The organism is Citrobacter sp. R-1.5.2, assembly GCF_035064245.1.
Lineage (GTDB): Bacteria > Pseudomonadota > Gammaproteobacteria > Enterobacterales > Enterobacteriaceae > Citrobacter.
The window spans coordinates 15,210-24,225 of the sequence record NZ_JASEYC010000022.1 but is presented as its reverse complement, the minus strand read 5'-3'; the positions used below and the strand labels follow the sequence as shown (position 1 = coordinate 24,225).

The following is a 9,016-nucleotide window of genomic DNA, read 5'->3' as shown; positions in this document are numbered from 1 at the left end:
AGAAGGGATTTATCGACCTGCATTTTTCATAATACGAGCTTTGTCCAACTGCCACTCACGCTCTTTTACATCAGAACGCTTGTCGTGCTGTTTCTTCCCTTTTGCGACGCCGATTTTGACTTTGCACCAGGCATTTTTCCAGTACAGAGAAAGTGCCACAACGGTGTAACCGTCACGATTCATACGCCCATATAAGGAGTCGAGTTCGCGTTGGTTTAACAGAAGTTTACGGGTGCGAGTAGGGTCACACACGACGTGCGTTGAGGCAACGGCCATCGGCGTGAAGTTGGCACCAAACAGGAATGCTTCGCCGTCTTTGAGAATGACATAGCTATCGCCAATATTGGCCTTTCCTGCGCGCAGGGATTTGACTTCCCAGCCTTGCAGTGCGAGTCCAGCCTCGAACTCTTCTTCGATAAAATATTCGTGTCGTGCGCGCTTGTTGAGCGCGATTGTGGCTGAGCCAGGTTTGTGTGCTTTTTTCTTCGTCATAATGCCGCTCAGTATAGGTAATCTGGAATTGAAAAACACCCCATTTCATCCAGCGGGGCGCAAGGCGCTATCTTAGCACGAGTTGGGCTATAGCGTTTTTTTTAGCGGATGATAAATGGTATTATTTGCACGATTGATATTGATGGAAATTGTTATGCCTCAGATTAGCCGGACCGCTTTAGTACCTTACAGTGCGGAACAGATGTATCAGTTAGTGAATGATGTTAAATCCTATCCTCAGTTTTTACCGGGTTGCACCGGAAGCCGTGTCCTGGAGTCGACCCCGGGGCAGATGACAGCGGCTGTGGATGTCTCTAAAGCAGGGATTAGCAAAACGTTCACCACGCGTAATCAACTGACCAGTAACCAGAGCATCCTTATGCATCTGGTCGATGGACCGTTCAAAAAACTCATTGGGGGCTGGAAGTTTACGCCGTTGAGCCAGGAAGCGTGTCGCATTGAATTTCATCTTGATTTTGAGTTCACGAATAAACTGATCGAACTGGCATTTGGCCGTATCTTTAAAGAGCTGGCGTCGAACATGGTGCAGGCCTTCACGGTTCGCGCAAAAGAGGTTTACAGTGTCAGTGTCGGCTAAGATTGTCGTTGAAGTCGCGTACGCGCTGCCGGAGAAACAGTATCTACAGCGCGTGACGTTGCAGCAGGGCGCAACCGTCGAAGAAGCGATTAGCGCTTCTGGACTGCTGGAACTACGTACTGATATCGATCTCAGCAAAAATAAGGTGGGCATTTACAGCCGACCGGTAAAGCTTGCTGATGTCGTACATGATGGCGATCGGGTAGAAATCTATCGACCGTTGATTGCTGATCCGAAAGAACTGCGCAGGCAGCGGGCAGAGAAATCCGCTAAAAAATAACAAACATTAAAAAAGGTGCTCATTGAGCACCTTTTTTTGATCTCTTAAACCTACTTTTTGTCGGTCAGGGCAGGTTTGTTATCAATGTTGGTCAATACACCACTGCTGTTAAAGGTCAGCGTCAGCGTTTGCTGCGTCACGCCTTCATGACCCGGCTGCTGACGGAACACATAAAACCAGGTATTGGTGCCAAAAGGATCGGACATCATTGGTGTACCCAGAGCATAAGCAACCTGTTGTTGCGTCATACCCGTACGTACTTTAGCGACATCAGTAGGTGTCAGATAGTTTCCCTGGTTGATGTCAGGGCGGTAAACCACTCGCTCCAGAGTGGAACAGCCTGCGGTCAACATCAGTAGTACTGCTGCAGCAGCAGTCAGCGTTTTACAGCGCATAGTGATTTGATTCCTTTTCGGGCCCGAGCAGTACGCGGCTCATATGTAATATGCCGATGATAATAGACCTTTCACCACTTTAAAACCTTTTGGTGTCAGGTCAGTCGGCGATTTTATGTTGAACTCAGACCTTAGCAAGGTAAAAAAGTTTATGCTGCCAGCAGTTCTTTTGCATTCGCGAGGGTATTACGCGTTACTTCGCTACCGCCAAGTAAGCGAGCGAGCTCCTGCAGACGTGCGCGTTTATCAAGCGCCTGCATATGTGTTTCAGTCATTGCGCCGTCCGTTTCTTTGCTGACATAGAAATGCTGATGACCGCAACCCGCAACCTGCGGCAAGTGGGTGACGCACATCACCTGAGTTGATTCACCCAACTGGCGCAGTAGCTTACCCACAACCGCTGCCGTCGGACCACTGATACCAACGTCAACTTCATCAAAAATCAGCGCAGGGGTTTCCATTTTACGCGCGGTAATCACCTGAATGGCCAGTGCGATACGCGACAGTTCCCCACCAGAAGCGACTTTCGCAATTGGCTGCAACGGTTGGCCTGGGTTTGTGGTGACTTTAAACTCAATGCGATCGGCTCCGTCTATGCTCAGATGGTGTTCATCAAACTTCACATCGATGCAAAAGAGACCGTGCGGCATTGAGAGTGCATGCATACTCTCTGTGATGAGTTTCCCCAATTCCTGAGCGTAATGCTGGCGCTGGCGGTGCAATATTTTTGCCGTTTCCAGCGCCTGCTGGTGGTGCGCGTTTACCGCCAGGGTTAAGGTTTCGAGCGAGTCAGCCTGATCGTCAAGCTGCTGTTGCTCATCAAGCAGGGACTGGTAAAACTGTGGCAATGCTTCAGGGGCGACGTGATGCTTACGCGCCAGAGAGATTTGCTTAGAAATACGCTGTTCAAGCTCAAACAAACGGTTAGGGTCTAAATCCAGGCGATCACAGTAGTGTCGCAGTTCGTCGCTGGCTTCGCTGAGCTGAATAGTCGCCTCTTCCAGCATGTCCAGAATACCAGAGAGCTTGCCGTCCATGCCCGCCAGTTCACTGACCAGCTGTTTGGCTGTATATAACTGGCTTTGCAGGTTAATGTCTTCGCCATCGGCCATGATAGCCAGCGCTTGCTGGCTGGTGGTGAGCAACTGCCCGCTGTTAGCCAGACGCTTGTACTCTTCATCAATTTGCTCGAACTCGCCCGCCTGGGGGTTGAATTCGTTCAGCTCTTTTAACTGATATTGCAACAGTTCCGCCCGGGCAGCGCGTTCCTGGCTTTGTTGCTGATGATGGGCCAGATCACGGCAGCTCTGATGCCATAGCTGGTAGCGTGCGGACATTTCCTGAATCAGGGACGCTTCATTAGCGTAACCATCAAGCAGAGACTTTTGGTGTTCCGATTTTGTCAGAAGCTGATGCGCGTGCTGGCCATGGATTTGAATAAGCAACTGACCCAGTTCGCGAAGTTGTGACAGGGGAACGGCAGTGCCGTTGATAAAGCCGCGGGAACGGCCGTCGCTGCTGATTACGCGGCGTAACAAACACTCACGACCTTCTTCAAGCTGGTTCTCTTCCAGCCAGCGTAGCGCCGCAGGGGTATCTTTTAAAGAGAAACGCGCACACAGATCGGCGCGAGTGGCATCTGTACGCACCATGTCGGCATCCGCCCGCCCGCCCAGACACAACCCGAGAGCATCAATGGCAATGGATTTACCCGCACCGGTCTCGCCAGTGATGACGGTCATTCCGCTTTGGAAATCGATCTCCAGTTCACGAACGATAGCAAAATTGCTGATGGTCAGTTGTGCCAACATAGTTGTTTTCCTGTATGAAAAACCATAACTGTGATTACATACAGTATAAACTGGTTTTTTATACAGTAAAGAGGTTGGCGTTAAATTAGAATAATTTTTTTGACCAGCCTAACTTAGTGCTTAATGTTTTGAAATAGCTGTAATCTTTGGGATGAATCAGATTCAGGTGATAATCACAGCGGCGAATCAATACGTCTTCGCCTTCCTGTATAGGTAAGGCAATCTGGCTGTCGCAGCTGATCTCCAGGTCATTACGGCGATGCGAGAAGCGCAGGCGAATCGTGCTGTTACTGTTAATTACCAGCGGGCGCGCGGAGAGCGTATGTGGGAACATCGGTACCAGCGTAATGGCATCCAGGGAAGGGGTGAGAATGGGACCTCCGGCAGACAGCGAGTAGGCGGTAGACCCGGTTGGCGTGGAGATAATCAGTCCGTCTGAACGCTGAGAGAAGGCAAAAATTTCATCTATATAGACTTCAAATTCAATCATGTGCGCAACCTTGCCTGGGTGCAACACCACTTCATTGATTGCAGTGCTGATACGCTTTTGGCAATCCTGCTGGCAGACCTGTGCTTCAAGTAGAAAACGCTTTTCGCTGATATAATGACCTTCCAGTACATCTGCTAATTGCTGTTGGGCATTGTCCGGGTCAAGATCGGTCAGAAAACCGAGGTTGCCGCGGTTAATCCCGATGACCTTGATGTCGTAACGCGCAAGCGTGCGTGCGGCCCCAAGCATATTGCCGTCACCACCGACAACCACCGCGAGGTCCGCCTGTTGACCAATTTCTGCCAGCGTACCGGTCTGCACATTTTTCAGCTGGAGCTCATGGGCGATTTGTTGCTCCACGATAACCTCGTAACCTTTCGTGCATAACCAGCGGTAGAGCATTTCATGTGTCGTCAGTGCAGTAGGGTGACGTGGATGCCCCACAATGCCAATACACTTGAAATGTTTGTTCATTTTATCGAGGTCCTTGTAACGAAGATTGGTGACAATGTGAGTACTTCCCTTGAATCCCTGAATCTGATCCCCATAATAAGCCAAGTTAGCGAGATGAATGCGAAAAAACGCGGAGAAATTCATGAGTAGTAAAGAACAGAAAACGCCTGAGGGGCAAGCCCCGGAAGAAATTATCATGGATCAGCACGAAGAAGTTGAGGCGGTTGAATCAGACGCTTCTGCTGAGCAGGTGGATCCGCGCGATGAAAAGATTGCGAATCTGGAGGCTCAGCTTGCAGAAGCTGAAACGCGCGAGCGTGACAGCGTGTTGCGTATCAAAGCGGAAATGGAAAACCTGCGTCGTCGTACCGAACTGGACGTAGAAAAAGCGCATAAGTTTGCGCTGGAAAAATTCGTCAACGAACTGCTGCCGGTGCTGGATAGCCTGGACCGCGCGCTGGAAGTGGCGAACAAAGATAATGACGCGATGGCGGCGATGGTTGAAGGTATTGAACTGACCCGTAAATCGATGCTGGATGTTGTGGCGAAGTTTGGCGTGCAGGTGGTTGCGGATATCGATGTGCCGATGGACCCGAACGTACACCAGGCTATTGCCATGGTTGAGTCTGATGAAGTTGCTGCCGGTAACGTGCTGATGGTAATGCAGAAAGGCTATACCCTTAACGGACGTACCATTCGCGCGGCGATGGTTTCCGTCGCGAAAGCTAAAAGCTAATCAGCTTCAGACCGGGTAGTGCTGATGCGTTACCCGGTCTGGATTATCCTCACTGGTCAGATACGCTCTCGCGAAGCGGTTTGACCGGCAATACCTGCACCTGCTTAATCATATTGTCCTGTACGTCGAGAATATCGATATCGTACTGACCAATGCGCACTCGCGTGCCGGCAACGGGGATCTCTTCCAGTGCTTCGAGGATAATACCGTTTACCGTTCGCGCATCATCTTCCGGCAAATGCCAGTTAAAGGCCTTATTGATTTCACGAACGTTGGCGCTGCCGTCAATAATCACTGAGCCGTCATTCTGCGGCGTGACTTCTTCGGCAAGCGTCGGAGACATTGACGTGGTGAAGTCACCGACAATCTCCTCCAGAATATCTTCAACGGTGACCAACCCCTGAATATCGCCATATTCGTTAACCACCAGGCCGACCTTCTTCTTATTACGCTGAAATTTGATCAACTGAGTACTGAGCGGGGTGCCTTCCGGGACAAAGTAGATCTCGTCGGCGGCGCGTAGCATGGTCTCTTTGGTGAACTCCTTTTTCTCGGCCATGAGTCGCCAGGCTTCACGGACGCGCAGCATACTAATGGCATCATCCAGTGAGTCGCGGTACAGCACGATACGCCCGTGCGGGGAGTGCGAAAGTTGGCGGACGATTGATTTCCAGTCATCGTTAATATCGATACCGATGATTTCGTTACGTGGGATCATAATGTCATCGACGCTGACTTTTTCCAGGTCCAGCACGGACAGTAGCATATCCTGGTTACGGCGAGAGATTTGCGAGCGCGATTCATTCACCAGCGTTCGTAGTTCATCTTTACTCAGCGAACCGCTCACCACGATATCTGTTTTGATGCCCATCATACGCATCAGCAGACGTGTGATGGTATTCAGTAACCAGACAAGCGGCATCATCAGTATTTGCAGTGGCGCTAACAACACGCTGCTGGGATAGGCCACCTTTTCTGGATACAGCGCGGCAATGGTTTTGGGCAATACTTCAGCAAATACCAGTACCACAAAGGTCAAAACCCCGGTGGCGATTGCCACGCCAGCATCGCCATACAGACGCATACCGACAATGGTTCCGAGCGCTGAGGCCAGTATATTCACCAGGTTGTTGCCAATGAGGACCAGGCTTATCAGACGGTCGGGCTTACGAAGTAATTTCTCAACGCGTTTTGCCTGACGATTTCCCTGTTTTGCCCGGTGTCGCAGACGGTAGCGGTTCAGGGTCATCATTCCGGTTTCGGAACCGGAAAAATAGGCGGAAATAACCACCATGATGAGAAGCGTAACAATAAGCGTGGTGGTGGAGATGTGTTCCACGTAGGTTCCTTAAAAGACTTAACTCACAAACTGCTGCAAGATGCGGCTGCCGAAATAGGCCAGCGTCAGAATGCCTGCGCCTGCGACGTTAAACCAGACGACACGACGTCCGCGCCAGCCTTCATGGTAATGTCCCCACAGCAGAACGATATAGACAAACCATGCCACGATAGACAGAACGGCTTTATCAATATTTTCTGTGCTGAACAGGTTGTGCATATAAAACAGGCCAGTACACAGCGTCAGCGTCAGCAGAACCACGCCTATCTGGGTGATATGAAACATTTTGCGCTCAATGCTCATCAATGGCGGCATTTCATTGTTGAACGCCAGTCTTTTATTTTTGAGCTGATAATCGATCCATGCCAACTGCAGTGCATACAGCGCGGCAATGATTAAGGTGGCATAGGATAAGAGCGATAGCCCGATGTGAATCATCATGCCCGGTGTGGCTTCAAGGTGGGTGATGTATTCGTTGGGCATAAACGTAGCGCATGCCAGATTGATTAATGCAAAGGCATACACGATCGGCAGCAATAGCCAGCCGCGGTTGCGCGAGGCCACAATGGTCATTACCGTACAGATCATCAGGCTAACCAGAGAACCGACGTTCAGCAGGCTCAGGTTTTGTCCGCTTTCACCACCTGGCAGAATACGTGCTTCCAGGGCAAACGCGTGACAGACCAGCGCGATAACCGCAGAAAGAATAGCCATACGCCGCCAACCGCTGTTTTTTTGCAGCAGGGCGGGAACGATCAGCGCAAGGCTGACGGAATAGGCGACAAGGGCTAACAGAGCAAAAACGGGCATATGGGTGTCGACAGTTGGCCAAGAGTAAAGAAAAGCAGTATAGCGTTACGTGACCTCTGCTCCAACCGTTGCATAACAACAAAGGCGGCTTCATGTTATACTGCGGCAAATTTCTGTTGATGTGTCGCTGTTGCGACCGACCGTTTCCACCCCAGGCGAGAGACAATGTTTGATAATTTAACCGATCGTTTGTCGCGCACGCTGCGCAATATCAGTGGCCGTGGACGCCTTACTGAAGACAACGTTAAAGAGACGCTGCGCGAAGTGCGCATGGCGCTGCTGGAGGCTGACGTCGCGCTGCCGGTAGTGCGTGAGTTTATCAATCGCGTAAAAGAGAAAGCGGTTGGTCATGAAGTGAATAAGAGCCTGACGCCGGGTCAGGAGTTCGTCAAAATTGTTCGTAACGAACTCGTCGCGGCGATGGGCGAAGAGAACCAGACGCTGAACCTGGCGGCCCAGCCACCGGCAGTGGTGTTGATGGCGGGTCTGCAGGGTGCGGGTAAAACGACCAGCGTAGGTAAGCTGGGTAAATTCCTGCGCGAGAAGCACAAGAAGAAAGTGCTGGTGGTCTCCGCCGACGTCTATCGCCCGGCGGCGATCAAACAGCTGGAAACGTTGGCCGAACAGGTCGGCGTGGACTTCTTCCCTTCTGACGTCGGTCAGAAGCCGATTGATATCGTTAATGCCGCGCTGAAAGAAGCTAAACTCAAATTCTACGACGTGCTACTGGTGGATACCGCCGGTCGTCTGCACGTTGACGAAGCGATGATGGACGAAATCAAACAGGTCCACGCGTCTATCAATCCGGTAGAAACGCTGTTTGTTGTCGATGCTATGACGGGTCAGGATGCTGCGAATACTGCGAAAGCGTTTAATGAAGCTCTGCCGCTGACCGGTGTGGTACTGACTAAAGTCGACGGTGACGCCCGTGGCGGTGCGGCACTGTCTATTCGTCATATCACCGGTAAGCCGATTAAATTCCTCGGTGTCGGTGAGAAAACGGAAGCGCTGGAGCCGTTCCACCCGGACAGGATTGCCTCCCGTATTCTCGGCATGGGTGATGTGCTGTCGCTGATCGAAGATATCGAAAGCAAAGTTGACCGCGCACAGGCAGAGAAATTAGCCAGCAAGCTGAAAAAAGGCGACGGCTTCGATCTGAACGATTTCCTTGAACAGCTTAAGCAGATGAAAAACATGGGCGGCATGGCCAGCCTGATGGGCAAACTGCCGGGCATGGGTCAGATCCCCGACAACGTGAAATCGCAGATGGACGATAAAGTGCTGGTGCGTATGGAAGCCATCATCAACTCGATGACGATGAAAGAACGCGCTAAGCCGGAAATCATCAAAGGCTCCCGCAAACGCCGTATCGCACTGGGCTGCGGGATGCAGGTACAGGACGTTAACCGTCTTCTGAAACAGTTCGACGACATGCAGCGCATGATGAAGAAAATGAAGAAGGGCGGAATGGCGAAGATGATGCGGAATATGAAGGGCATGATGCCGCCTGGCTTCCCTGGGCGCTAATTTTTCCGGCCTGGCTCACTGGCTATTTCGGCACCGGGGTGTGCTCGCCATCCTCACGTACTGCGTGTACGCTGCGGTGGCTGCG

At 51.2% G+C, this 9,016-nt stretch carries 10 protein-coding genes; 4 read left to right on the top strand and 6 right to left on the bottom strand.

Annotated elements, in window-relative coordinates; translation table 11 throughout:
* Positions 1-9: 9 nt before the first annotated feature.
* Positions 10-492: an SsrA-binding protein SmpB gene (gene smpB, locus QMN38_RS24190; RefSeq protein WP_003031211.1), complete on the bottom strand. Its 483-nt coding sequence runs from the start codon at positions 490-492 to the stop codon at positions 10-12.
* A gap of 154 nt (positions 493-646) precedes the next feature.
* Here smpB and ratA point away from each other — a divergent pair, with 154 nt between their 5' ends.
* On the top strand, positions 647-1,090 hold the full coding sequence (ratA, locus tag QMN38_RS24185) for a type II toxin-antitoxin system toxin RatA (protein ID WP_040234063.1): 444 nt from the start codon (positions 647-649) through the stop codon (positions 1,088-1,090).
* On the top strand, positions 1,080-1,370 hold the full coding sequence (locus QMN38_RS24180) for an RnfH family protein (RefSeq protein WP_323606244.1): 291 nt from the start codon (positions 1,080-1,082) through the stop codon (positions 1,368-1,370). Before ratA ends, QMN38_RS24180 begins: the two co-directional genes overlap by 11 nt.
* 50 nt (positions 1,371-1,420) lie before the next feature.
* Here the strand turns inward: QMN38_RS24180 and bamE are convergent, their stop codons facing one another.
* The 3 genes from bamE to nadK form a co-directional block, all read right to left on the bottom strand.
* Entirely contained in the window at positions 1,421-1,765 is a 345-nt protein-coding gene (bamE, locus tag QMN38_RS24175; RefSeq protein WP_200009169.1) for an outer membrane protein assembly factor BamE, read from the bottom strand.
* 149 nt (positions 1,766-1,914) lie between these two features.
* A complete protein-coding gene (gene recN / locus QMN38_RS24170; RefSeq protein ID WP_323606231.1) occupies positions 1,915-3,576 on the bottom strand; it encodes a DNA repair protein RecN in 1,662 nt (553 codons plus the stop codon).
* Between the two features lie 85 nt (positions 3,577-3,661).
* Positions 3,662-4,540, bottom strand: coding sequence for an NAD(+) kinase (gene nadK / locus QMN38_RS24165; RefSeq protein WP_323606229.1), 879 nt, complete (start codon positions 4,538-4,540; stop codon positions 3,662-3,664).
* A 121-nt stretch (positions 4,541-4,661) separates the two neighbouring features.
* Between nadK and grpE the strand changes: the two genes are divergently transcribed.
* Entirely contained in the window at positions 4,662-5,255 is a 594-nt protein-coding gene (gene grpE / locus QMN38_RS24160; RefSeq protein ID WP_048212941.1) for a nucleotide exchange factor GrpE, read from the top strand.
* A 49-nt stretch (positions 5,256-5,304) separates the two neighbouring features.
* On the opposite strand, the gene QMN38_RS24155 is transcribed toward grpE, so the two are convergent.
* Together QMN38_RS24155 and QMN38_RS24150 are read right to left on the bottom strand one after the other, a co-directional pair.
* Positions 5,305-6,594 (bottom strand): HlyC/CorC family transporter, encoded by a 1,290-nt coding sequence (locus tag QMN38_RS24155; protein ID WP_005130434.1) that lies wholly within the window; start codon positions 6,592-6,594, stop codon positions 5,305-5,307.
* A gap of 18 nt (positions 6,595-6,612) precedes the next feature.
* Positions 6,613-7,404: a cytochrome C assembly family protein gene (locus QMN38_RS24150; RefSeq protein WP_137383491.1), complete on the bottom strand. Its 792-nt coding sequence runs from the start codon at positions 7,402-7,404 to the stop codon at positions 6,613-6,615.
* 165 nt (positions 7,405-7,569) lie between these two features.
* On the opposite strand from QMN38_RS24150, the gene ffh reads away from it, so the two are divergent.
* A complete protein-coding gene (gene ffh / locus QMN38_RS24145; RefSeq protein ID WP_271442422.1) occupies positions 7,570-8,931 on the top strand; it encodes a signal recognition particle protein in 1,362 nt (453 codons plus the stop codon).
* The last annotated feature ends 85 nt before the right edge of the window (positions 8,932-9,016 follow it).

Excerpts from the sequence above, each read along its gene's own strand:
- ratA (WP_040234063.1), top strand. The coding sequence starts at position 647 with ATGCCTCAGATTAGCCGGACCGCTTTAGTACCTTACAGTGCGGAACAG.
- QMN38_RS24150 (WP_137383491.1), bottom strand. The coding sequence starts at position 7,404 with ATGCCCGTTTTTGCTCTGTTAGCCCTTGTCGCCTATTCCGTCAGCCTT.
- ffh (WP_271442422.1), top strand. The coding sequence starts at position 7,570 with ATGTTTGATAATTTAACCGATCGTTTGTCGCGCACGCTGCGCAATATC.
- smpB (WP_003031211.1), bottom strand. The coding sequence starts at position 492 with ATGACGAAGAAAAAAGCACACAAACCTGGCTCAGCCACAATCGCGCTC.
- grpE (WP_048212941.1), top strand. The coding sequence starts at position 4,662 with ATGAGTAGTAAAGAACAGAAAACGCCTGAGGGGCAAGCCCCGGAAGAA.
- recN (WP_323606231.1), bottom strand. The coding sequence starts at position 3,576 with ATGTTGGCACAACTGACCATCAGCAATTTTGCTATCGTTCGTGAACTG.
- bamE (WP_200009169.1), bottom strand. The coding sequence starts at position 1,765 with ATGCGCTGTAAAACGCTGACTGCTGCTGCAGCAGTACTACTGATGTTG.
- nadK (WP_323606229.1), bottom strand. The coding sequence starts at position 4,540 with ATGAACAAACATTTCAAGTGTATTGGCATTGTGGGGCATCCACGTCAC.